Below are 19,828 nucleotides of genomic sequence, written 5' to 3' on the forward strand. Positions count from 1 at the left end.
AACTCTTCGATGTCTATACCCTGAGGAGCGACGATGGGGCCCTCAGTACGCCCACCGCGAGCCGGCACCATTATCGATCGGCGCTCCGTTCCGCCGCGGCAGATCGATCTGGTCATCCGCTATGGCGATCAGTTGCGATCCTGTCATAACAACGAACTGGTGACCATCGGCCGATCTCTGGACTGCAACATTGTCGTAGAGCGGCCGCGGGTCTCAAGGCAACACGCGACCCTCACCGTTTCGAATGGCAGAGCCCGGCTTGTCGATCGAAGCTCGTCGGGTACATTTGTGTCGATGGGACCCGGCCATGAAGTATTCGTGCGCCGCGAAGATATTCTCCTCTTCGGCTCAGGCGTGATCTCGCCTGGGCTGAGGTCGACCCTTGGCGCCCAGGTTCTTCACTACGAGATTATCTCAGATTGATCCGGACGGGCTCGTTAGCCGCGACCGGCTTCAAGCTGCCGCGATTATCTCTTCGGCATTCTGCATGCGCGCGCCGCCATTTCGCTGACCCCTCAATGTTCGCGTTGAACCTTTTCTAGAAAGCGTTGCCAGCGACGCTGGCCCCTAAGCTGCCCTAAATGTTCACGCTGGGGCGCGTTTTAGCGGAACCTAGATGTTTAATGTGTTGGGAGCGGCTTGTTCTACGCATGAGAATGCGCGGCACCCACTTCCCCGGCAAAAATCATGGCGGCGCTGGCCCGAGGGCCGGGAAGAATGAAGCGCAAGTTCGGCGTCCTGCTCGCGTTCGCCATCAGCTTCGTGCTGGCACTTGTGTTGGGCATCGGCACATTAAGCGCGCCCGATCATACGATCGACTGCCGGCCTGGTTTCAACCCGCGACGTTCTTCACTGCTGGGGGATCGATCTTCACGGCCTCGATCAGAGATCGCATTCTGTTGCGCATCGCGATGGTCTCGGCCAGCATCACTTCTGTGCGCTGAAGCGTGAGTTCGGCGCAGTGGATGCGCTTCTCGGCATCCGAAATCGCGTCAAAGTTCTGGTTCGGGATCACGGGACAACCTCGCTGCGCTGTTTTAAACTGCAGTCCGGTGAACGTCTCCCGGCTGTGGAGGTTCCGTCACGGTTGGCTACAGCCTGTCACACGTCGTCGCCGGTGGTTGCCATGACCGCCGGCCGCGCCCTCGCGGGGACGGTTTCACATGCCGATCGTCAGCATGCTTCCGGAGGCCGAACAGCGTCGGCGAACAACCCCGCCGCCGCCTGAACTTTGTCGGCCGCGTCGTCGACCTTATCGAACCGTTTGATAATTCGATCGTGGAGCAACGTCAGCAGGGCGGCATGGTAAATTATGCTGCGCTTATAATCATCCGAATTGAGTGGTTCGAACAACACCATGGCGCTATTTCCTCAATGGTGCGGGACAGGAGGGATCTTCAAAAAGCGCTCGCGCGCGTCGATCACTCGCGCCTGCTGAGCCCGTATCCTGGCACAGAGCGCAAGGCTGAGAGCCACGCCTCCGCATTCATCGTCCAGTTGCTCGTTTGCTCGGTCGAGGGAGCGCTCGGCGCGCTTTACGCGCTGTCTGGCCTTGGCCAGTTCAAATCTAATGATTTCGACCATTGCACCGCTCCTCCGGTTCATTGGTCCCTTCCAAGAGAAAACCAGTTCTGATCACTTTGGTTCCGGTGACGCGGAGGTGGCCCGATGGCTGCTAAGCCGAATGACCGTCGGCTTGGCCCGACGATCCTCCGATCACCGATCAGTTTCACACTGACGAGCAACGCCGAACCGCGGGAGCTCGCCGCGGTGCTCGACGAACTGGCCGATCGGACCAGGCGCGTAGAGTGGCAGCAAGCTGCGGCCGCAATACGCAAGAAAAAGCGGACAAGGAAGCCGAAGGATTCGCCGGAGCTCTACGACGAGTTTTGCCGTCTCGTTGCCGGCGGCATTGAGGCGGAACGGGCAGGACGTGTCTGTGCAGCAAATGCGACGACGACTGCCAGGGAGGCCTACAACATGGAAAAGAGGCTTGCCCGACGGTGGCGGCGACAATTCGGGGACGCATAACTAAACGTCCCCGGAACACATTGTTGATGCGCGCCCGGTTCCGCCATAAGATCGGGATGGCAAAAACGAAATCCATTTCTGTTCCCGGATCCCTGGCATTGCTCAACGAGCGGACTGCCGAGATCCGCGATCGTCGGCGTGAGGTGCTCGCCCAAATCGAGGCCGAGAAAGCCGGCATCTGAGCTTTCGACATCGACAAAGACAGTTTCCGCGAGGCTGCTTTCGGGCTGCTCAATGGCATACCCGGGCGGCTTGGGCGCCCTCGAAAAACGTCTGGTATCACGTCTGCGCGGATAAGGATTCCAGCAACGAGCTGCGCGTCTATGTCGACGGCGCGATGATCGCCTCGAGCACGATCACGCAGACAAATGCAGGACCACTTCTCTACCGGCTCCCACTTCGGCATCGGCCTGGTTCCCGACTTTGCCGGCTTCGCCGACCTCATTGCCAGGCCGGACGCGATCGCCGGCATCCTATACTGCATGAACCTCTCGAGCGCCCAGACCTGCGTCCAACCATCGGGAATTTCTGGTTTGCGAACCATCTCTGCTGTTTGGGTAGCAGGGCAAGCCGTGGCCCGGACCGAACATCGATACGAGAAGTCAGTTCGGTTCCGTTGTGCTACATATGCAAGCTGCTGCGATCTGTGGTTACAATCGCGTCTCCGAAGGGCAATTAACTGAGATGACCTGATCATGGACCGGAAGCTTGCTGCGATCCTTGCTGCGGATGTCTCCGGCTACAGCCGGATGATGGAGCTGGACGAAGCCGGCACGCTCGGGCGTCTGCAGACACATATTGGTGAGGTCGTCCGGCCCGGGATCGCAGCGCATAGGGGCCATATCGTCAAGACCACCGGCGACGGCCTGCTCGCCGAGTTCGCGAGCGTCGTTGAGGCGGTAGAGAGCGCTGTCGATATCCAGCGATCGATGGCACAGCGGAACACTGGTCAGCCTGAGAACAGCCAAATCCTGTACCGCGTCGGGATCAATCTCGGTGACGTCATCTTCGAGGACGGAGACATCTTCGGCGACGGCGTAAACGTGGCCTCGCGGCTTGAGGGGCTCGCCAAGCCGGGCGGCGTGTGCGTCTCGGACATTGTGCATCAGGCAGTCGCGGATCGGATCCAGGTGCCCTTTCGTGACATGGGCAACCAGCGAGTAAAGAACATCTCCCGACCCATCCGTGTCTGGCAGTGGACGCCTGACGGGGGGCGGCAGACGACGAGACCTGTCGAGGCGGCCCTGCATCAGCGGGTGCAATTCGCGACGGCTTCGGACGGCATACAGATCGCCTGGGCCAGCATTGGCCAGGGAGCGCCGGTGTTGAAGGGTCCGAACTGGCTGAACCATCTTGAGTATGAATGGCACAGTCCCATTTGGCGTCCGATTCTGGCAAAGTTCGCGAAGCTTTGCCATCTCGTGCGGTTCGACCAACGCGGAAATGGCCTCTCGGACTGGGAGGTGGAGACGGTATCGGAAGATGTAATGGCCAGCGACATGTCCGCAGTCGCGACTGCTGCACGGCTAGATCGATTCGCGCTCCTCGGCATCTCGCAAGGTTGCGCCTTTTCCGTGCGTTATGCTGTGGAGCATCCGGAGCAGGTGACATGCCTTATCATGCTGGGCGGTTATCTACGAGGTCGGCTAAAGCGACCGGATCTCGATCAAAGGAAGTTGTATGAAGCCGGGGCGATGATGATCCGCGACGGCTGGGGCTCGCCGAATCCCGTTTTCAGGCACTTCTTCACTTCGACGTTCATCCCCGACGCCCCACAGGAGATTGTTGCGAGCTTTGACGAACTGCAGCGCATTGCCACGAGCCCCGAGGCCGCGATGCGACTCTGGGAAATGAACAGCGAAGTTGACGCGACCGAGTTAGCAAAGAGGGTCCACGTCCCAACGCTCGTGATGCATTGCGTGGGAGATCGCGTCGCGCCGATCGAGGAGGGCCGGCTGATGGCCAAGCTCATTCCGGGAGCGATGTTCGTCGAGCTGCCGGGAAATAATCACGTGCTCATTGAAGGCACCCCCGCCTTCGACCAGTTCTTCGAGGAAACGGCTGCCTTCCTGGCGATGCATAACCCGGTCGCGTGACGTCACGACGGGTTTTTTCGAATGTGGGGCTGGCTTCGTGGCATAAACAGATCCGCGACTTCGACGCGCGCGAGCGGCCTGCCGGCGAAGCTCGGCCAAGGCGACGTCGATGCTCGCCAAAATCACGACATTCCGCGACTGGCTGCCGCAATTCGGTGGGTCCTTGAAAATTGCCATGGCCATGTTATGTTGGACGAAATCGTGAAATGTCAGACATTGGAGGCTGCGTCATGGCGAAGGCAACGAGGAAGAAACACACGGGTGGTGGCGCGGAACGGCAAGGCAGATTTGCCATTCAGAAGCGCGCCGGTATGATCGAAATGACGACGAAGGCCGGCGAGTCACTTCCGAAGATTGGTCGGGCAACAAAGACCGGCAAGTTTGTCGCGGTCAGCAGGACCCGTTTTGAGGCCGTCATGAAGGCGGCGGAACATTCTGGTCTGCTGGGTGAGAAGAGCACGCGGATCGGTGGTCGTATCAGTCCGGCGCTGATCGAAAAAGCCAAGAAGCAGACCGGGATCGAGACTGACACCGACTTGATCGAATTCGCCCTCGCCAATGTCGCACTCGATGACAATTTCGGACAGACGTTCAGAAAGACGAGAGGCAGCGTCGATCCGACGCTTAAGCTCGGGTTCTGAATTGACGGACTTTGATTTCGCCAGTTCTGTGCGCTGGGCACGGTTCGATCCTCAGGAAAGGCTGCTTCGCCGCAAAGACGACGACCTTCCGTTCCTCGGTGATACTGCCGAGGCGGGGCAAGAGCTGATGCTCGATACCTGTGTCTACATTGATGGTTTGCAGGGCCATGCTCCGGATGTTGTCGCCGATCTGCTCGATCTCAGGCTCAGCAATCATTCGACGGTTGCCATCCAGGAACTCATGCACACCGTCGGCGTGCTAGATCCCAAGCATCCCGGCACAAAGACGGCAATCAAACAGATCGGCGCTACCATTGGCGACATGCACCCGCATCGCGTATTCGCACCCGATCCTGATGTGCTTGGAAAGGCTGCGCTACTCTCAGGCATCCTGTGTCGCCTTCAGGGCTACCACAAAGATGCGCGCCTCCGCGCGCTTCAGGATTGTGTCTTGTTCCTGCAAGCGCAGAAGCTAGGGTTCACAGTACTCACGGGGAATATCAGCGACTTCGATTATCTTCTTCAGCTAATCCCGACTGGACGGGCGCTGTTTTATCGGCAAGCCTGATCGTCACTCCCGGCACATCACCATTTGCAAGCTCTGCTTAATGCCCGGCAGCGCATGCATTGTGTGGCTGGCGTATCACCTGACGGAAATGTGAGCGCGTGGGTCTGCCATTGAGCCTGTGTGAAGTTCTGGACCGTATTCCCCCGCCTGCTCTCGCTTCTGTCGCGCTGTAATTAAAGGTGAGACTTCTCGCCTAATGATATCAAGCCCTTAGCCTTGTACTTAAATTGATAATTTGCATTTGATTTGAGATTCGCGATTGGTCCGCTGCAGTTATTGTAAGATTCTGACGGTATAACGTTAGCTTGAATTGTTCGCAGGCGGCATGGGCGACGACACCAATGATGATTACGGAGAGCGAGCTCGTTGGAACGAGGCGTGCCGGCGCGAAGAGGCAATCCGCAAGCTCGTGGAGCGCTATCCAAAAGGTCTGAGCGGGCAGGCTGTAGCGGATTTGGCGTGGGAACTGGACCTCAGCCGGGCCACTCTCTACAGGATGATCAGGCTGTTTCGAGCGGGTGGCACTGTAAGTTCACTGATGGACCGAAAGCGCGGTCGGCGCCAGGGACATCGCGCCCTCAACAAAGATCGAGAAGCCCTCGTGCGACGAACGATTGAAGGCTTTTATCTCAAGCCGACACGCCCGTCCTTCGCGCAGCTGGTTCGCCAGGTCCAAATCGCCTGCGCAGCGGCCGGCCTTGCTCCACCAAACTGGCGCACCATCAAATCCCGGGTTGAAGAGGTCGATCTACGGGTGAGGGGGCGTAAGCGCGGCGAGAGCGAGGTCGTCAAAGCTACAACGGCCACGCCAGGTGCCCTTTCGGCGTCGCGGCCGCTGGAGCTTGTGCAAATCGATCATACCAAAGTTGACGTATTCGTTGTCGACGAAGACACGCGTCAGCCGCTCGGACGGCCCTGGCTGACACTAGCGTTGGACGTCTTTTCTCGGATGGTGACGGGCCTCTATCTGACCATGGAGGCGCCGTCGCGATTATCGACAAGCCTATGCGTACTGCACTCAGTATTCGACAAGACCCCGTGGTTGCAGGAGAGGGGTATCCATGAAGCGTGGCCAGTGGCCGGTTTGCCCGGAACGATACATGTCGACAACGGTGCGGATTTTCGTAGTCATGCATTCGAACGTGCTTGCCGGGACAACGGCATACAGATCGAGTGGCGTCCGCCGGGGACGCCCCATTTCGGCGGCCACATCGAACGGTTGATTGGCACGCAGATGGGCGCGGTTCACCTGCTGCCAGGATCGACCTCGAGCAACATCGAGGAACGGCGCGAGTACGATGCCAAACGCCATGCGACACTGACGCTTCGAGAGCTTGAGCGCTACATCGCACTCGAGATCGTTGGGGCAATACCATCATGCTATCCATGGCGCACTCCGTCGGCCACCGATTGCGGTCTGGCGGCAGCAGGAGAGCGAGTTGGTATTGCGCCTGCCGAACGATCGTATGCAATTCTGGATCTCCTTCCTACCGGAGGCAGAGAGAACGTTGCGCCCGACCGGCATCCATCTTTTCAACATCCGCTACTGGTCTCCCGCCCTGGCCGCCGATATCGGACGGGCCAAGGCCCGCCTGATTGTGAAATACGACCCCCGCGATTTGTCGCGCGTTTTTGTCAGGCGTCACTCCGGCAGCTTTGTTGAGGCTCGCTATGCCGATGTGACACTCGCGCCCATTACGCTGTGGGAGGCGCAGGCTGCCCGGCGCAAACTCAACGCTCAGGGCAAACGCGAAATTGACATGCACGTCCTTGTTCGTACTGCGCTTTCGCAGCGCGAACTGATCGAGGAGGCGAAACACAAGACACAAGGACGTCTGCTGCTTGCGAAAACGAATGTGGATGACGATGAAGTGGGCTCGCTTCCGGGCGTCGATTCAAGCAAACCTGTTCCCTCCGTTGAAGATCTGGATTGAGCCCCTTTGAGCAGGGATAACGTCCATCTGACGCAGGCGGCCAAAGACCTCCTAGGCGAGCCTGATATTGTGCGAGTTCGCGCAATTCAGGCTCGGCGCTGGATTTTTTATCCGCGCGCCAAGCAGGCGCTCGATCGTCTCCACCTGCTGGTCGACCATCCTCGCGGCACGCGCATGCCCTCGGTGGCCATCTACGGCGACAGTGGTATGGGCAAGACGATGATCCTGGAAAAATTCTGCGACAACAACCCCTCCCGTTTTGATCCGACGACCGGCGTACAGGCTATACCGGTCCTGGCAATCGAGATGACCGGGAAGCCAGGTGAGCGCCGTTTATATGCCGGGATCCTGGCTGGCGCGCCACAGGCACCCCGCGCCGACATCGTGCAGATGGAGCAAAGCGGCGTTGCGGCTTCTGAAAACGGTCGGCGTCCACGTTCTTGTGATCGATGAAGTACATAACATTCTCGCCGGCTCGTACCGCGAACAGCGGGTCGTGCAGAACACGCTGCGATTTCTCAGCAATCGGCTTCAGATCTCCCTCGTTTGCTTCGGCGTAATCGAAGCCCGCGAAGCGATAAGTGGCGACGTACAGCTTGCCCGCCGATTCGGCGAGCTGACCTTGAATAGGTGGGCGGCCAACGAACAGTTCGAAGCACTAGTTTCGTCCGTTTTGCGGAATATGCCGCTTCGCCGACCGACGGTGCTGACGCCGAAATCCCTACGCCGAATTCTGCAGATCAGCGGCGGCATCACGGCAAATATTTTCCAGGCGATCACGAGCCTGGCAGCCGAGTCGATCGAGAGCGGCTTAGAGCATATCACCGATGAAGCTGTGGAAAGTTGGCGGCCGCCAGTTACCGAAACAGCATACGCATGATCCGAGAGCTCAACTGTCAAACGGCTTCCAAAACTGACCCTCGATTGGAGTGGGCCCCTCGGGCCGGACAGTGTCAGGCCGCTGATTTGACCGTTTGCCGGGTGTGTTGATCCTCGAATTGCATTGGACTGAGATAGCCGAGTGCTGAGTGAAGCCGTCGACGGTTGTAGACCTCGTCAATGAAATGCGGAAGGTGTTCGATGACATCGGCGAACGTCTCGAAGGCCATTGGATAGACGGCCTCGACTTTGAGCGTCTTCATGAAGCTTTCCGCCTTTGCATTGTCGTAGGGATTGCCGCGCCGGCCCATGGAACCGACCAGGCCGTGGGCGGCAAGGTGATCGCGATAGGCTGTCGCGGCATATTGTGATCCGCGATCGGAATGATGCACGCAGCCGGGTGGCGGTTTGCGTCCTTCGACTGCGGCGGTCAAAGCCGCCAGCGTCAGCCGCGCGTCGATCGAGCGGCTGATGGCGTATCCGACAACCCGCCGCGACCAGGCATCCAGGACAACGGCAACATAGGCAAAGCCGCCGACGACGGTGACGTATGTGATGTCGGCCACCCAGAGTTGGTTCGGCCCATCGCAGATGATGTCCCGGGCGAGGTTCGGGAAGATCGGCTGATTGTGATCGCTATCCGTGGTCACCGTGTAGCGCTGGCGCATTCTCGGCTGAAGGTCATGCTCGCGCATCAGGCGGCGGATCTTCTTGTGATTGACGATCATGCCTTTTTGCCGAAGAGCGGCGCGGACACGGCGCCAGCCATAGTGCTCGAACTCGTCACAGATCGCTGCGATCGCTTCGACGATCGCGGTGTCGTCGGCCGTCTTCTCCGGACGGTCGTAGTAGGTCGAACGCGAGAGGCCCATCAGCCGGCATCCTTCGGCGACGGAGAGACCATGGGACCGGTGGTCGCGGATGTAGGCCCGTTTCTCTGCCGCGGTCCCGCATGCAGAGCCCCCTTTAGAAACTCCAGTTCCAGAGCCTGTTTTCCGACGAGCCGTTCGAGCGCGGCAATGCGCGCCTCATAAGCCTGGAGAAGATCAGCAGCTGCGGCATCCTCATCGAGAGCGCCCGCCTGAAACTTCTCGACCCATATCCGGATCAGATTGCGTGAGATGTCGTGTCGCTTCGAGAGGGCATGCAGGGTCTCGCCGCCGAAATACTCCTGCGAAACCTGCCGCTTGAACTCGACGCTGTGGGTTCGGTGCTTTGCCATGGGCCTTCATCCTCTGAAAGCCCGGCTGCCCGGTCAATTACCGAAAACCATCCTGTCCGGCCCGAGGGGCCCACTCCAGATCGGCGTCCAATTTTGACCCCCTTATGCAATGCGCGGCGGTCAGCGTTCGCCGGGGCGGAGCTGGTCAGGGTTGCGCAGCCGGGCGAACGCGGATGGCGCTTGGCAGCTTGATGGGGTGATCAGGCGCGGTTCTTGAAGCGCCAGGATTCGTTTCCGGTCTCGATGATCTCGCAATGATGGGTGAGACGGTCGAGCAGCGCTGTCGTCATCTTGGCGTCGCCGAAGACGGCGGGCCATTCTCCGAACGCCAGGTTGGTGGTGACGATGATCGAGGTCCGTTCATAGAGCCTGCTGATCAGGTGGAAGAGCAATTGCCCGCCGGCCTGGGCAAAGGGCAGATAGCCGAGTTCATCGAGCACGACGAAGTCGAGCCGGGTGAGGTAGTCGGCGATACGGCCCTGCTTGCCGCCGCGGTGCTCGGTCTCGAGCCGGTTGACGAGATCGACGACGTTGAAGAAGCGGCCACGTGAGCCGTTGCGGATCAGGGCGCGGGCAATGGCGATTGCCAGATGCGACTTGCCGGTTCCGGTGCCGCCGATGAGCACGGCGTTGCGCTGGTCGGCGACGAAGGTGCCGTTGGCAAGGTCCCGGACCAGCACCTCATTGACCGGCGTGCCGTCGAAGTCGAACTCATCGATGTCCTTGGCGATCGGCAGCTTGGCGACGGTGAGCTGGTATTTGATGGAGCGGGCTTGCTTCTCGGCGATCTCGGCCGATAGCAGATCGCCGACGATCCTCGGCGGCTCGTGCTGGCGCTTGATGCCTGTCGCCATGACCTCGTCATAGGCGCCCCGCATCCCGTAGAGCTTCAGCGTGCCCATCAGTTCCAGAACCTGCGTGCGTTCCATCAGCTTGCCCTCCTGAGGCTGTCGTAGCCGGCGCAGTCGGCTTGCGGTTCGTGCTGCAGGCGAAGAGCGTCCGGGGTGAGAATGGTGACTGCCGGCGCCGGATCGCGCTGCCGCGCCAGGATGTTGATGATGACGGCGGATGAGCAGACATTCTGATCGAGCGCGTCCTGGCAGGCAGCCTCCACGGCATCGATGCCGTCGGTCAACACCGTGGCCAGGATTGACACCATCTGCCGATCGCCGTCATGCGCCGAAGAAGGCAAAGGCCCTGTCATGGGCGTCGAACACCATCTCCTGCGTCTCGCGCGGATAGGCCCTGACGAACATCATGCGGCTGTGGCAGAGCCGGACATGGGCGACCTTCACGGTCACCGTCACGCCGTTGATCAGGACGATCTCGTGGCTCCAGTCGAACTGGTAGGCCTCGCCCGGCGCGAAGACAGCGGCACATAGGCGTCCGCCGTCGCCGACCCCTGCGCCTTCGCCCAGCTCTTCGCGTAGCGGCGGACGGCGTCAGGCGCGGCGCCACAGGGCATGAAGTGGCCGGCGACACAATGGGTCAAGCCGGGGGCTGATCGGCCGCGTGAAGCATCTGCGCGGCGAGGAGGATCTGCGGCACGCGTCGTTGCAGGATTTCCGGGAGGAGCATTAGCATGCCTATCAGGCGAAAAGCAGTGGATGCCGGGATTGTTGATTCTGCCGAATTGGCCTTGCTGGGGCGGGTTTTCGATCAGATGAAAACCCCAAACCAATCAGCTGAGTCTCAGAGCAGACTGGCCGCTCGGATCATCGCTAACTTTATGGCCGGCGTGGTTGATGAAGCGGAGCTGATTGCGCTTTCAAGGCAACCTCTGGACCGCTAATCGACAGCGGCCGAAAGAAACGCGAGCTGGCGAAGTCTCTGCAAGGCTGCCCGCCCTAAAAGGCCGCTTGTTCAATTGTGTGACTTTCCGTCCCAACCGCCATACAATTCCCTTCGTGGCTGCCGCGAAGGGACGAGCGATATGGCCTTTACCGTCATCTGGTATGGAAGACAGGGCATCGTCGACAAGGAACCGTTCGACGCTGAGAAAACGGCAAAGGATCACGCAATCTCCATGTTTCAGACCCGGAATCGCGAAACCGACGTTCGATTGGAGCTGCTCCGGGAACGTAAATGATCGACAAAGGTTTGTGCTGACGGCAGGCGCTTTCCTCAAAATTTGCCTGCCGCAGGTCCAGCCCAAAAGGCTAGATCGACCGCCGCTGCCGTGAATGGGGCGGCGGGCTTTTCGTAACGATCATAGGCGCTTGGTTGTTTCCGAAACTCTAGACGGGACGGCTTCGGCAACCCCGTTTGAGACCGGAGACGATGCCGCTGCATTCAACAAGCTAAAGGCGGAAGCAGAACACCCCGGCAAATTCAGGAATTGAACACTACCACAAGGAATGCATTGGCCAATCCCATGAAGAGTTATCGCGTCGAGGAGATGGATGGAGATACCATCGTTTCGACGTGCGACTCCAAGGCACGGACGCCTTTCGAAGCGGCAGAGAAGGCGCTTGGGCACAGGGTTACTTTGCGAGGCGATGCCAGCAAATGGATCCGTGTTACTGACCTAGTTGTGACACAGCCGACCCGGTTTCGGCCTCGCTACTTTGAATTCAGACGCGCGTAAGTGAAAAACTGTCAGCGGCGGGTTGCTGGAACCCAAGCGCGATATCGAGCTTATGGCGAGATGAGCACGCGCGGAACTGACTTTTTGCAAAAATGGATTGGTGCCAACGTCCCCCGGACGGCTGGCGCTGACATTATCTCGGTTGCTGAACTGACACAGAAGCTGTTCGCCGACGCCAAGGCAATTGGCATCTCCAGCACCGAGATCGAGGAAGACACCGGAAGTGTTTACGAAGCGATCCTCGATGCTATCGTGCATCATGATGCCGGCCGGTAGTGGGTCAATTTGGCGTCAGCGTTTTGGTTTCAGCATCCGCGCTTCGCGAATGAGGGACGACCAGTTGCCGCCGCCCAGATAGCTGACAAGCTCGCGAGCTTCCGCTTCCGTAATGCCTGTTTCCTTGACAAGGCGCTGAATCACCGGGCCGTTCATCACTCGCGGATTGTCCGATTCGTCAGCCAATTGGTGAGCCCTTCGGGATGGTAACGCTACCACAAGATGTTCCTACCACATCTCTTTTGTTAATGGACTCTTCGGTTCGATTTCATACAATGGCCCGTCGCCTGCTTTCGAACGGCACGGGGGCGATTGAAAGAGTCGATTGCTTTCGCCCTAACGCAAAGGGAGTTGGCATGCCATTCACAGGAATAGCGGAACCGGAACAGCTTTGCATGCTTTGCCAAGCTCTGGACGAGTATTGCCGCACCTATGGTATTTCGGACGAGCAAAGCCGCGAACACGCCGCATGGCTGGTCATGTCAGCATTCACGAATGGCGCGAACAGCCTGGAGGAACTGAGGGCGGCGCTGGAGACTGAAGAACGCCGCCAAGCTTAGGCGGAGTCGCGTCAGTCAGGGTTATGACCGCTAATGGGCAAAAAGACCGATGATCTCAAGCATGAAATCCAGCAGGCCGTCGCCGTGCTAAGCGAGTGCGAGGCAGCCATGTGCCTTGGCGAGAGCAGCCGCGCGCACGACTTAGTTCGCGATACAATTGTCAGGCTGGAGCGCCTGTTGCACGACGCCCAAAGCATACCCCACACTTGATCGGACTAGACATCGACCTTTCGTTTTTGCCCTCGCGCGCCTATATCGGGTGGCAGAAGACCCTCCCTTAATGGCGATGAAGAAGACCGGCTCGCCGGAACCCGCGCCAAGAGCGCCAATCACCATCGTGACCCGCATTTTGGATGATGACGAGCTAACCGACGTCCCAGCAGGGCCGATGTGGCGCGCAATGAACAACTGCGCCAAGCTGGTCAGCCCGGCACCACCGATATAGATCAGGAGGGCGAAGACGCTCGCCATCGGTTGAAGCGCGAACGGTTGCGGTATCGCGCGCAGGCCCAGCCATCTGCATGGCTCGCGGAAGTTCGATGTGGCTGCCAATAGAACCGTCCATTTTGCCCTGCCAGTTCAAGCTAACGGGAGAGCCCTACTGTCGACGCCAATCGCCACTTGCCTTCCATACGCCTGGCCTGAGACATCAGCAGCGATCACAACCGTGAAAATGATCATGCCCTCCATCCACTAATCGCGCCAGCAGGCATCGACCCTTTGTAGAGTCGAAAATCCTGTCCCTGGCGAGGCGTATATCGACGAGAAGATCGGTGGCCCCGACCGCCCACTCCAAGCTAGAGGCAGGCTCGCCCACTGTTCGTCGTCTGTTTGAATGAAGCAGACCGTGTTTGGACGATGATGTTGCGGCTGAGCACTGCTGAGTGATCATTGGATTGGCAGTGTTTTCGTCTTGCCGCACTATTTGGCTCCTCTCCCCTGAGTATTTGGAAACCAACCAACGTCTTCATCGGCGCAGTGGACTGAGGCACAATCGCAGAATTTGGAAGCGATCGGCAGGCTGGCAGCCGGGATCGTCCACGATTTCAACAATCTGCTCGCTGTGTTCGAATCCGGCCTAAACCTGCTTGAGAAGCAGCTCGGCATCGATCCCACGGACCCCCAGATCGGCATGCTTGTCAATGAGATACGCGCGCGGGCCAAAAATGGTGGCGAGCTCACACAGCAATTGCTCGCTTTCTCCAGGCGACAGACGCTTTCCCCGAGGTGATCGACATCAACGCCCGGATCTAATCCGTGACCCATCTATTTGAGGGAACCTTAGGGCGAGGAATCCAGCTTCAAACGATCCTGGCTCCACAACTCTACCCCATCGCGATTGATGCCAACCAGTTCGACGTCGCGCTCCTCAACCTAGCGGTCAACGCGAGGGACGCAATGGACGGCAAAGGTATGCTGACCATCGAAACGAGCGGCGTCTCCGGCGATTTCAATGGCTCACCGAACATTGAAGGATCGTTCGTTCGCGTCACTGTGAGGGATACTGGCTGCTGCATGAAACCGGAAATCCTGGCTCAGGTGTTCGAGCCATTCTTCACCACCAAGGGCGAAGGCCAGGGGACTGGACTGGGCCTCAGCCAGGTTTACGGCTTTGTCCACCAATCTGGTGGGCATGTGCGGATCGACAGCGAACTCGGCAGGGGCACCAGCGTGCACCTTTTCCTCCCGTTAGTCGCGCTCCGCTAGCGGAAAGGCCAAACGCTTTCGTTGTCCCTGAGTCGGACTGAGGTGCGCTGACAGGTAGTGGGACAGCGCACCTACTGCCTAATTTCGGCAAACGGGAGATCATTTCTTGCTCGGGTCATCCGCCGGATTGACGTATGTGATCGCAAACGGACCTTCGCCGTGGACCTGAACAATCGTCGCGCTAGTCGTCCAGGCAAAGTGATTCATCTTGGCTGGTGCGACGCCGAATCCACCTGCGGTCAGGTGCATGCCCTTTGCCTCGTCGAGCTTATCGCCCATTCCGATGTTAAAGTCTCCGGAGAGCACCGTCACATATTCCGAGGTCGGATGATTGTGCGCGGGGATTTTGTAGTTGGCAGGCATCTGCAGCCTTAGAACATAGATGCCATCCTTTGACGGGTCTCCCGCGATGACTGCCATCTTGGCGCCGGCAGGCAGAAATGGCGGAACCGGGCCCCACTTGATGGCGTCGGCGTTGACTGGCATGTCGTCGGCGAGAAGCGGCGCCGTGCTCACGAGGAGAAGCAGCACGGCTGAAGTGAATTTAAACATGTGAAACTCCTTTAGGATTGGCTGACCACGGTGGCCGGGTAGCGTTGGTCCGATTTTGTCCATTGGGTTGAAGTCGCCGACATTGAGGGCCGGCGACACGGTTTCTCAAGCACATCCGCCGATGGCACAGCGTTGGAGGTAACGTGGAAGCAACCGTGGAAACGCGAATGGCGGCGGTCCACCGATTGAAGCAGGTTCGCTTGCGAGGTTCTCCTTCGTTGAACGCAGACGCTATCTACACGTGGGACGGCGAGCAACATCTCCCGGAAGGTTTCAGGTCGCTTCGCCTCCCGGCAGGGCTACGGCGTGCCGCATAACGTTCCTGCTCCGTTCGACCTTAGCGTACGATTTCGCGCTGCTCTTGTTCCGACCCCATTGATGAACGTTTTCCGCACCGCCACGGGTCGTCAGATGCGCCGAAGTCCGGATGGCGGCATCACCATCAAATCGGCCGTAGCTGTCTTTGGTTGATAAAGGCTGCGTACGATTTCGCATCGCTCTTGTTCCGACCCCATCATCGACGACATCTGCAGCGAATTGCGCGGCCGTCCCTGCGAACTGGTCGCTGTCGCCGGCGGCTGGCAGCACCGAACCCGAAGAGTCTATGCCGACGCCATTCGCGGTGCCTTTGGCACGGCAACCGGCCAGGGTGCCGATGCAGGGGAAAGAACCCTGTCGCAGTTGGAAAGCCTGGTGCTGATGTGCATCGCCTATTTCCAGCCGATCACCCGCGCCGAGCTGTCGTCCTTCTTCGGCAAGGAGGACAGCCGCGACCTGATCGGTGTGCTGCGCGCGCAAGACTTCATCGCCTCCGGCCCCCGCAGCCCCACTCAAGGCGCGCCCTATACCTATGTGACCACCAGGACGTTCATGTCCCACTTCGGGCTCGACACGCTACGCGACCTGCCCGACTTCGAGGCGCTTGAGGATGCCGGGCTGCTCTCCAAGGAAAGGGCGCTGCCGGGAGATATTCCCGTTGGGCCGCCGAAAGCGGAGGAGAGCGAGGACGATGCCTTGGCCGATGGCGAAGTCTTCGGCACCGAAGCGATGAGCGAAACGCCTTAGTTTTTGTGTCCGGCTGGTCAGGGACATCACGGCCATGACGACTGATCGCGCGGCAGGCGCTGACTCGCGGATACCATCAAGGCCAGCGGTCAACATGAACGACTGCATCAACAGGCCGGACAGAAGACTGCACCTGACCCAATCGTCAAAAACGTCAAATCACCCCTTGCATCGCGGGAGCCATCCACAGAAGACACTCAACTCAGTTGAACGGTGTCATCACCATCCAGAATTGCCTGGCGTTCCCGCGAGAAAGACCAGACATTTGCCTCGCCTGCTTCCAGGACCCAGATGCTGTCGAAATCGTCGTCGGGCCATGATTGCGGAGCGGTCCCTGTGCCACCGACAAGCGCAGCCGTCAGAGCGGGAATAGACTCGTGTTGCCAGCTAACCAATACCGGTGATTGAGCCGTGCGGATGGCATCCGCCGCTGACTGCTCTTGGCCCTTTGAATGAGTGACATCCGGTTCAAGGCCAAGGCGCCTTGCCAGTGGAGTGATTGTCTGGCTAGGCCGCTTGCTCCGAGTGCCGGAATCGTCTCTTTTGACCGTGCCCGACGCAACAATTGACGCTGGTTTGGCTAAGAGGCGGATCGTAAAAAAATCTAGAAAGGCCTCCTGCGCGTTGCCAGCCGCGCATAGTCAAGGACGAAGGATCACTTTCGCCCTGTTCGGTAACCCCGAGGTCAGGACCACCTGGGATCGGCCTTTCGGCATGACGAATGATCGTTACTAGGGCGTAGTGACGATTTAAGGTTTGGGGATTCCCGTTTGGGAGCAAATCAGATTCAACGCTGACTTTTGGAGGTCAGCGATGGATTGCGATGCGCTTCGGGATGATCAGTGGGATCGGATCAAAGGTTTGGTGCCCGGAGGAACCAGGGGCAAGCGAGGTCCCAGGACGAACAACCGGTTGTTTTTGGATGCGCTGCTCTGGATGGCGCGCTCGGGCGGTCGCTGGCGTGATCTGCCGGAAAGGCTTGGCAACCACGCTATAGTGAAGCGGCGCTATTATCGCTGGATCGAGATGGGCGTGCTCGACGACATGTTGGCGGTCCTGGCACGCGAAGCCGATCTTGAATGGCTGATGATCGACTCGACCATCGTGCGAGCGCATCAGCACGCCGCTGGCGCGCGCAAGGCAAAAGGGGGCGGATGCCCAAGGCTTGGGTCGGTCTCGGGGCGGGTTAAGCACCAAGATCCATGCAGCCGGCGATGCGCTCGGGCTACCGGTGCGCCTGATCGCCAGCCCCGGACAGCGCAACGATATCGCCTTTGCCCATGATCTCGTCGATGGCTTCGAGGCTGGGGCCACGATCGCCGACAAGGGCTATGACGCCGACCACCTGCACGAAAAGATCGCTGAAACGGGAGCCGAAATCGTCATCCCACCGAAACGCAACCGCAAGGTCCAACGTCCCTACAACACTCACCTCTACAAAGAGCGCAACATCATCGAGCGCTTCTTCAACAAGCTCAAACAGTTCCGCCGTGTCGCAACCCGCTACGACAAGCTGCTGGCCAACTTCATGGGCTTCGTTAAACTCGCCGCCATCGCTATCTGGCTTAGATAGTTAAATCGTCACTACGCCCTAGTTTGATTGGCATCGTTTCGCCTGCCTCAGGTCAGCATTGGACTAAGTCGACTGTTCTCTAGGCTGGCTTCGTGGTGTCACCAGGGATCGTTCTCGATACAAGCTCGTTTCCGCCTATTGTAGAGCCTGCATAGCCGCCTGCATCATCGGATTACCGGACCCAAATTTACTGCTTCTAGCGCAGCGGGACGACAAGGTAGCCCTACCGACTCTTCATCTCGGCTTCGCTTATATACCTCATTTAGAGGCAGTTCACTACTTCATATATGGGCGGCTCGGCGCGATGGAAACCGTGGCTTTCAAGTCCTCGAGGGATCCCCTTCCGCAGCGCATTTGTTTTCCATGTGCGCCGAGGACATAAAACCCACCCGGACGACAACTGCTGCGAAGGCGCCACCGAATGCGGCTTCTGCTGACGCACCGGCGCAACCAAGGCCAAGTTCCTCGACCTGGAGAACGCCATCCGCCACTCGCTGAAGGCGTTCGGCATCCGGCTCGGGTAGACCGGCCGCGGCGGCTTTGCAAAGGCCGTGCTCGAGGCCGTCGCCGGCGATGCAATGACGCTTGGCCTGATGCAGAGTATCTCGTCCTTCACAGGTTCGTGGTGCAGTTCGCCATGCGCGATGAGTTGTGCCGCCGCTTCATGATGATCCCGGCGTCGGTCCCATCACCGACTCAGCTTCAGCACGGCGATCGAGGACCGGCCCGGCAGCCATTCGCAAGGTCGACCCTTACCAAGCCGTCGGGTTTCACCGGGGGCATGTCGGGGAAGGCCGGAACAATGCACAATATGCGCTAACCAACGAAAGGGCATCACTGGAACGACACGGTGTTCAGCTTGGAGCGGCGCCTTGAAACGGACCGACGCCAGCTGCGGAACGTTTCCGGGTCCCGATAGTTTGGGTGGGTGTCTATTGGGGAGCAGTGCAATGCCACTCACGCAGAGGCTGACTTCGGTCAGTCTTACTTTCGAATGCCCGCAATGCAAATTCGGCCTTGTAAAAACTGGCAGCTGGTTCCAGGTCATTTCTAAATACCAGTGCGAGGGATGCCGACGCGAGATCCGGATTACCTATCCCGCGAAGCTTGCTCTCTTTGAGAAGCACGTGCACCTCGCCCGGGCCGAAGCAGATCCATCTGTCATCTCAAGGCCTTCCTCGCAACATGCTATTTAGCGGGTGTGGCGCACAGACGCAGACGGGTGCCGGACTAGGCCCGGAGCGCGCTGCGACCGTTAAGTTGTGTCAGGAGGTCCGGCGCCGCTGGCACACTGTTGTTACCCTCAGTTCGACGGCTGTCGTCGGGGCTCTCCTGGCAATCAGCATTGTGGGGATCAAAGCATCCACGGCTGCTGCCTCATCGAGGACGCCTCCGAAATACGACCACGTCGTTGTTGTCATCATGGAGAACCACTCCTTCGCTCAGATTGTGCATCCGGGGGCAGCCGCCTATTTGACAGAGCTATTAAAGGGTGGCGCCGTGTTCGACCAGTCGTATGCGGTCGCTCATCCGAGCGAGCCAAATTACTTCGCGCTCTTTAGCGGCTCGACCCAAAACATCAATGACGATGGCGATTACGTCGTCGTGGCGCCCAACTTGGCCAGTCGCCTTCGTGCACACGGTAAAACCTTTGCAGGATACGTCGAGGCCGGATCACCGCGAAAGCACAATCCTTGGGAGTCCTATTCAGGCGCGAAGGAATTTGAGAAGCCATTGACGGACTTTCCCGTCGACTACGCAAATCTGCCCGCTGTCAGTTTCGTTATCCCCAATCTCATAAATGACATGCATGATGGCACGGTACAGCAAGGTGATGCATGGCTGAAAACTCACCTCGGTGGGTATGCCAGGTGGGCAAAGAAAAACAAAAGCCTTTTGGTAGTAACATTCGACGAGGACGATTCTAATGCCAAAAATCACATATTTACTGCATTTTATGGCTTTGGAATCGAGCCAGGACACTATTCTGAGAAGATCGACCACTATGCGGTTTTGCGTACTATTGAAGAGATAGAGACAATATCACCCCTCGGCATCAGCGCCTCCAGGGGGGTCATCGACGTTGGTTGGAGCCGACGTTAGCATTTTCTCCAAAGCGGGCAAGATTCGAGCGATC

The 19,828-nt window shown here is 58.8% G+C and carries 29 protein-coding genes and 2 pseudogenes; 20 read left to right on the forward strand and 11 right to left on the reverse strand.

Annotated features, from left to right (window positions below; all coding sequences use genetic code 11):
• Positions 1 to 33 precede the first annotated feature (33 nt).
• Positions 34 to 423 (forward strand): FHA domain-containing protein, encoded by a 390-nt coding sequence (locus DBIPINDM_RS43785; protein ID WP_416361822.1) that lies wholly within the window; start codon positions 34 to 36, stop codon positions 421 to 423.
• 409 nt (positions 424 to 832) lie between these two features.
• Here DBIPINDM_RS43785 and DBIPINDM_RS41560 read toward each other — a convergent pair whose 3' ends face one another.
• From DBIPINDM_RS41560 to DBIPINDM_RS41570, 3 genes are all read right to left on the reverse strand, one after another.
• Positions 833 to 1,015, reverse strand: a complete 183-nt coding sequence (locus tag DBIPINDM_RS41560; protein WP_258589758.1) for a hypothetical protein — start codon at positions 1,013 to 1,015, stop codon at positions 833 to 835.
• Between the two features lie 158 nt (positions 1,016 to 1,173).
• Positions 1,174 to 1,359, reverse strand: coding sequence for a hypothetical protein (locus DBIPINDM_RS41565; RefSeq protein ID WP_258589759.1), 186 nt, complete (start codon positions 1,357 to 1,359; stop codon positions 1,174 to 1,176).
• A 12-nt stretch (positions 1,360 to 1,371) separates the two neighbouring features.
• Positions 1,372 to 1,584 (reverse strand): hypothetical protein, encoded by a 213-nt coding sequence (locus DBIPINDM_RS41570; RefSeq protein ID WP_258589760.1) that lies wholly within the window; start codon positions 1,582 to 1,584, stop codon positions 1,372 to 1,374.
• A 473-nt stretch (positions 1,585 to 2,057) separates the two neighbouring features.
• Here DBIPINDM_RS41570 and DBIPINDM_RS41575 point away from each other — a divergent pair, with 473 nt between their 5' ends.
• The 5 genes from DBIPINDM_RS41575 to DBIPINDM_RS41590 all read left to right on the forward strand — a co-directional run bounded on the left by DBIPINDM_RS41575 (position 2,058) and on the right by DBIPINDM_RS41590 (position 5,336).
• The gene (locus DBIPINDM_RS41575) at positions 2,058 to 2,213 is read left to right on the forward strand and encodes a hypothetical protein (protein WP_258589761.1); all 156 of its coding nucleotides are present in this window, start codon (positions 2,058 to 2,060) and stop codon (positions 2,211 to 2,213) included.
• The gene (locus DBIPINDM_RS43790) at positions 2,210 to 2,710 is read left to right on the forward strand and encodes a LamG-like jellyroll fold domain-containing protein (protein WP_416361829.1); all 501 of its coding nucleotides are present in this window, start codon (positions 2,210 to 2,212) and stop codon (positions 2,708 to 2,710) included. The genes DBIPINDM_RS41575 and DBIPINDM_RS43790 overlap by 4 nt, the downstream gene beginning before the upstream one ends.
• 16 nt (positions 2,711 to 2,726) lie before the next feature.
• Positions 2,727 to 4,127: an alpha/beta fold hydrolase gene (locus DBIPINDM_RS41580; RefSeq protein WP_258589762.1), complete on the forward strand. Its 1,401-nt coding sequence runs from the start codon at positions 2,727 to 2,729 to the stop codon at positions 4,125 to 4,127.
• A 230-nt stretch (positions 4,128 to 4,357) separates the two neighbouring features.
• The gene (locus tag DBIPINDM_RS41585) at positions 4,358 to 4,768 is read left to right on the forward strand and encodes a hypothetical protein (protein ID WP_258589763.1); all 411 of its coding nucleotides are present in this window, start codon (positions 4,358 to 4,360) and stop codon (positions 4,766 to 4,768) included.
• 1 nt (position 4,769) lies between these two features.
• Complete coding sequence (locus DBIPINDM_RS41590; protein WP_258589764.1) at positions 4,770 to 5,336, forward strand: type II toxin-antitoxin system VapC family toxin; 567 nt, start codon at positions 4,770 to 4,772, stop codon at positions 5,334 to 5,336.
• Positions 5,337 to 6,354: 1,018 nt separating this feature from the next.
• On the opposite strand, the gene DBIPINDM_RS41600 is transcribed toward DBIPINDM_RS41590, so the two are convergent.
• The gene (locus DBIPINDM_RS41600) at positions 6,355 to 6,648 is read right to left on the reverse strand and encodes a hypothetical protein (protein WP_258589897.1); all 294 of its coding nucleotides are present in this window, start codon (positions 6,646 to 6,648) and stop codon (positions 6,355 to 6,357) included.
• A gap of 127 nt (positions 6,649 to 6,775) precedes the next feature.
• Between DBIPINDM_RS41600 and DBIPINDM_RS41605 the strand changes: the two genes are divergently transcribed.
• Genes DBIPINDM_RS41605 through DBIPINDM_RS41615 form a run of 3 tightly spaced genes read left to right on the forward strand, consistent with a single transcriptional unit; the run spans position 6,776 to position 8,150 of the window.
• Positions 6,776 to 7,270, forward strand: coding sequence for a Mu transposase C-terminal domain-containing protein (locus DBIPINDM_RS41605; RefSeq protein WP_258589765.1), 495 nt, complete (start codon positions 6,776 to 6,778; stop codon positions 7,268 to 7,270).
• Positions 7,271 to 7,276: 6 nt separating this feature from the next.
• Entirely contained in the window at positions 7,277 to 7,723 is a 447-nt protein-coding gene (locus DBIPINDM_RS41610) for a TniB family NTP-binding protein (RefSeq protein ID WP_258589766.1), read from the forward strand.
• Positions 7,677 to 8,150 carry a TniB family NTP-binding protein gene (locus DBIPINDM_RS41615; RefSeq protein WP_258589767.1) on the forward strand — a complete coding sequence of 158 codons (474 nt, stop codon included), beginning with the start codon at positions 7,677 to 7,679 and terminating at the stop codon, positions 8,148 to 8,150. Before DBIPINDM_RS41610 ends, DBIPINDM_RS41615 begins: the two co-directional genes overlap by 47 nt.
• A gap of 73 nt (positions 8,151 to 8,223) precedes the next feature.
• Here DBIPINDM_RS41615 and DBIPINDM_RS41620 read toward each other — a convergent pair whose 3' ends face one another.
• The 5 genes and pseudogenes from DBIPINDM_RS41620 to DBIPINDM_RS43800 form a co-directional block, all read right to left on the reverse strand.
• On the reverse strand, positions 8,224 to 9,072 hold the full coding sequence (locus tag DBIPINDM_RS41620) for an IS3 family transposase (RefSeq protein WP_258589462.1): 849 nt from the start codon (positions 9,070 to 9,072) through the stop codon (positions 8,224 to 8,226).
• Positions 9,021 to 9,371: a transposase gene (locus DBIPINDM_RS41625; protein WP_258584610.1), complete on the reverse strand. Its 351-nt coding sequence runs from the start codon at positions 9,369 to 9,371 to the stop codon at positions 9,021 to 9,023. Before DBIPINDM_RS41625 ends, DBIPINDM_RS41620 begins: the two co-directional genes overlap by 52 nt.
• Positions 9,372 to 9,571: 200 nt before the next feature.
• Positions 9,572 to 10,300: an IS21-like element helper ATPase IstB gene (gene istB / locus DBIPINDM_RS41630; protein ID WP_027038551.1), complete on the reverse strand. Its 729-nt coding sequence runs from the start codon at positions 10,298 to 10,300 to the stop codon at positions 9,572 to 9,574.
• Positions 10,300 to 10,530, reverse strand: coding sequence for a hypothetical protein (locus tag DBIPINDM_RS43795; RefSeq protein ID WP_416361823.1), 231 nt, complete (start codon positions 10,528 to 10,530; stop codon positions 10,300 to 10,302). The genes istB and DBIPINDM_RS43795 overlap by 1 nt, the downstream gene beginning before the upstream one ends.
• Positions 10,531 to 10,549: 19 nt before the next feature.
• Positions 10,550 to 10,815 (reverse strand): annotated as a pseudogene (locus DBIPINDM_RS43800) (IS21 family transposase); the annotation flags it as partial.
• Between the two features lie 138 nt (positions 10,816 to 10,953).
• Between DBIPINDM_RS43800 and DBIPINDM_RS41640 the strand changes: the two are divergent.
• The 3 genes from DBIPINDM_RS41640 to DBIPINDM_RS41650 all read left to right on the forward strand — a co-directional run bounded on the left by DBIPINDM_RS41640 (position 10,954) and on the right by DBIPINDM_RS41650 (position 12,234).
• Entirely contained in the window at positions 10,954 to 11,163 is a 210-nt protein-coding gene (locus DBIPINDM_RS41640; protein WP_258589768.1) for a hypothetical protein, read from the forward strand.
• Positions 11,164 to 11,304: 141 nt separating this feature from the next.
• Positions 11,305 to 11,460, forward strand: coding sequence for a hypothetical protein (locus tag DBIPINDM_RS41645; RefSeq protein WP_258589769.1), 156 nt, complete (start codon positions 11,305 to 11,307; stop codon positions 11,458 to 11,460).
• Between the two features lie 558 nt (positions 11,461 to 12,018).
• Positions 12,019 to 12,234: a hypothetical protein gene (locus DBIPINDM_RS41650; RefSeq protein ID WP_258589770.1), complete on the forward strand. Its 216-nt coding sequence runs from the start codon at positions 12,019 to 12,021 to the stop codon at positions 12,232 to 12,234.
• A gap of 15 nt (positions 12,235 to 12,249) precedes the next feature.
• Here the strand turns inward: DBIPINDM_RS41650 and DBIPINDM_RS41655 are convergent, their stop codons facing one another.
• Positions 12,250 to 12,420 (reverse strand): hypothetical protein, encoded by a 171-nt coding sequence (locus tag DBIPINDM_RS41655; RefSeq protein WP_258589771.1) that lies wholly within the window; start codon positions 12,418 to 12,420, stop codon positions 12,250 to 12,252.
• A gap of 170 nt (positions 12,421 to 12,590) precedes the next feature.
• On the opposite strand from DBIPINDM_RS41655, the gene DBIPINDM_RS41660 reads away from it, so the two are divergent.
• The 4 genes from DBIPINDM_RS41660 (at position 12,591) to DBIPINDM_RS41675 (ending at position 14,501) form a co-directional block, all read left to right on the forward strand.
• Positions 12,591 to 12,794: a hypothetical protein gene (locus tag DBIPINDM_RS41660; RefSeq protein ID WP_258589772.1), complete on the forward strand. Its 204-nt coding sequence runs from the start codon at positions 12,591 to 12,593 to the stop codon at positions 12,792 to 12,794.
• 280 nt (positions 12,795 to 13,074) lie between these two features.
• Positions 13,075 to 13,239, forward strand: coding sequence for a hypothetical protein (locus DBIPINDM_RS41665; protein WP_258589773.1), 165 nt, complete (start codon positions 13,075 to 13,077; stop codon positions 13,237 to 13,239).
• A gap of 558 nt (positions 13,240 to 13,797) precedes the next feature.
• On the forward strand, positions 13,798 to 14,025 hold the full coding sequence (locus DBIPINDM_RS41670; protein ID WP_258589774.1) for a histidine kinase dimerization/phospho-acceptor domain-containing protein: 228 nt from the start codon (positions 13,798 to 13,800) through the stop codon (positions 14,023 to 14,025).
• A 26-nt stretch (positions 14,026 to 14,051) separates the two neighbouring features.
• On the forward strand, positions 14,052 to 14,501 hold the full coding sequence (locus DBIPINDM_RS41675; RefSeq protein WP_258589775.1) for an ATP-binding protein: 450 nt from the start codon (positions 14,052 to 14,054) through the stop codon (positions 14,499 to 14,501).
• A gap of 99 nt (positions 14,502 to 14,600) precedes the next feature.
• Here DBIPINDM_RS41675 and DBIPINDM_RS41680 read toward each other — a convergent pair whose 3' ends face one another.
• A complete protein-coding gene (locus tag DBIPINDM_RS41680; RefSeq protein ID WP_258589776.1) occupies positions 14,601 to 15,053 on the reverse strand; it encodes a cupin domain-containing protein in 453 nt (150 codons plus the stop codon).
• A 477-nt stretch (positions 15,054 to 15,530) separates the two neighbouring features.
• Here DBIPINDM_RS41680 and scpB point away from each other — a divergent pair, with 477 nt between their 5' ends.
• The 4 genes and pseudogenes from scpB (at position 15,531) to DBIPINDM_RS41700 (ending at position 19,794) form a co-directional block, all read left to right on the forward strand.
• Complete coding sequence (gene scpB, locus DBIPINDM_RS41685) at positions 15,531 to 16,118, forward strand: SMC-Scp complex subunit ScpB (protein ID WP_416361830.1); 588 nt, start codon at positions 15,531 to 15,533, stop codon at positions 16,116 to 16,118.
• A gap of 813 nt (positions 16,119 to 16,931) precedes the next feature.
• A protein-coding gene (locus DBIPINDM_RS41690; RefSeq protein ID WP_258589777.1) for an IS5 family transposase occupies positions 16,932 to 17,691 on the forward strand; the annotation gives its coding sequence in 2 pieces (ribosomal slippage) (positions 16,932 to 17,272 and positions 17,271 to 17,691; 762 coding nt in all).
• 415 nt (positions 17,692 to 18,106) lie between these two features.
• Positions 18,107 to 18,411: pseudogene (locus tag DBIPINDM_RS41695) on the forward strand (IS110 family transposase); the annotation flags it as partial.
• A gap of 627 nt (positions 18,412 to 19,038) precedes the next feature.
• Entirely contained in the window at positions 19,039 to 19,794 is a 756-nt protein-coding gene (locus tag DBIPINDM_RS41700; RefSeq protein ID WP_258589778.1) for an alkaline phosphatase family protein, read from the forward strand.
• The last annotated feature ends 34 nt before the right edge of the window (positions 19,795 to 19,828 follow it).

The organism is Mesorhizobium sp. AR02 (assembly GCF_024746835.1).
Classification (GTDB): Bacteria; Pseudomonadota; Alphaproteobacteria; order Rhizobiales; family Rhizobiaceae; genus Mesorhizobium.

Excerpts from the sequence above, each read along its gene's own strand:
- DBIPINDM_RS41640 (WP_258589768.1), top strand. The coding sequence starts at position 10,954 with ATGCCTATCAGGCGAAAAGCAGTGGATGCCGGGATTGTTGATTCTGCC.
- DBIPINDM_RS41660 (WP_258589772.1), top strand. The coding sequence starts at position 12,591 with ATGCCATTCACAGGAATAGCGGAACCGGAACAGCTTTGCATGCTTTGC.
- DBIPINDM_RS41565 (WP_258589759.1), bottom strand. The coding sequence starts at position 1,359 with ATGGTGTTGTTCGAACCACTCAATTCGGATGATTATAAGCGCAGCATA.
- DBIPINDM_RS41645 (WP_258589769.1), top strand. The coding sequence starts at position 11,305 with ATGGCCTTTACCGTCATCTGGTATGGAAGACAGGGCATCGTCGACAAG.
- istB (WP_027038551.1), bottom strand. The coding sequence starts at position 10,300 with ATGGAACGCACGCAGGTTCTGGAACTGATGGGCACGCTGAAGCTCTAC.
- DBIPINDM_RS41665 (WP_258589773.1), top strand. The coding sequence starts at position 13,075 with ATGGCGATGAAGAAGACCGGCTCGCCGGAACCCGCGCCAAGAGCGCCA.
- DBIPINDM_RS43795 (WP_416361823.1), bottom strand. The coding sequence starts at position 10,530 with ATGGTGTCAATCCTGGCCACGGTGTTGACCGACGGCATCGATGCCGTG.
- DBIPINDM_RS41680 (WP_258589776.1), bottom strand. The coding sequence starts at position 15,053 with ATGTTTAAATTCACTTCAGCCGTGCTGCTTCTCCTCGTGAGCACGGCG.
- DBIPINDM_RS41625 (WP_258584610.1), bottom strand. The coding sequence starts at position 9,371 with ATGGCAAAGCACCGAACCCACAGCGTCGAGTTCAAGCGGCAGGTTTCG.
- DBIPINDM_RS41585 (WP_258589763.1), top strand. The coding sequence starts at position 4,358 with ATGGCGAAGGCAACGAGGAAGAAACACACGGGTGGTGGCGCGGAACGG.
- DBIPINDM_RS41650 (WP_258589770.1), top strand. The coding sequence starts at position 12,019 with ATGAGCACGCGCGGAACTGACTTTTTGCAAAAATGGATTGGTGCCAAC.
- DBIPINDM_RS41580 (WP_258589762.1), top strand. The coding sequence starts at position 2,727 with ATGGACCGGAAGCTTGCTGCGATCCTTGCTGCGGATGTCTCCGGCTAC.
- DBIPINDM_RS41570 (WP_258589760.1), bottom strand. The coding sequence starts at position 1,584 with ATGGTCGAAATCATTAGATTTGAACTGGCCAAGGCCAGACAGCGCGTA.
- DBIPINDM_RS41575 (WP_258589761.1), top strand. The coding sequence starts at position 2,058 with ATGCGCGCCCGGTTCCGCCATAAGATCGGGATGGCAAAAACGAAATCC.
- DBIPINDM_RS41600 (WP_258589897.1), bottom strand. The coding sequence starts at position 6,648 with ATGGCGTTTGGCATCGTACTCGCGCCGTTCCTCGATGTTGCTCGAGGT.
- DBIPINDM_RS43785 (WP_416361822.1), top strand. The coding sequence starts at position 34 with ATGGGGCCCTCAGTACGCCCACCGCGAGCCGGCACCATTATCGATCGG.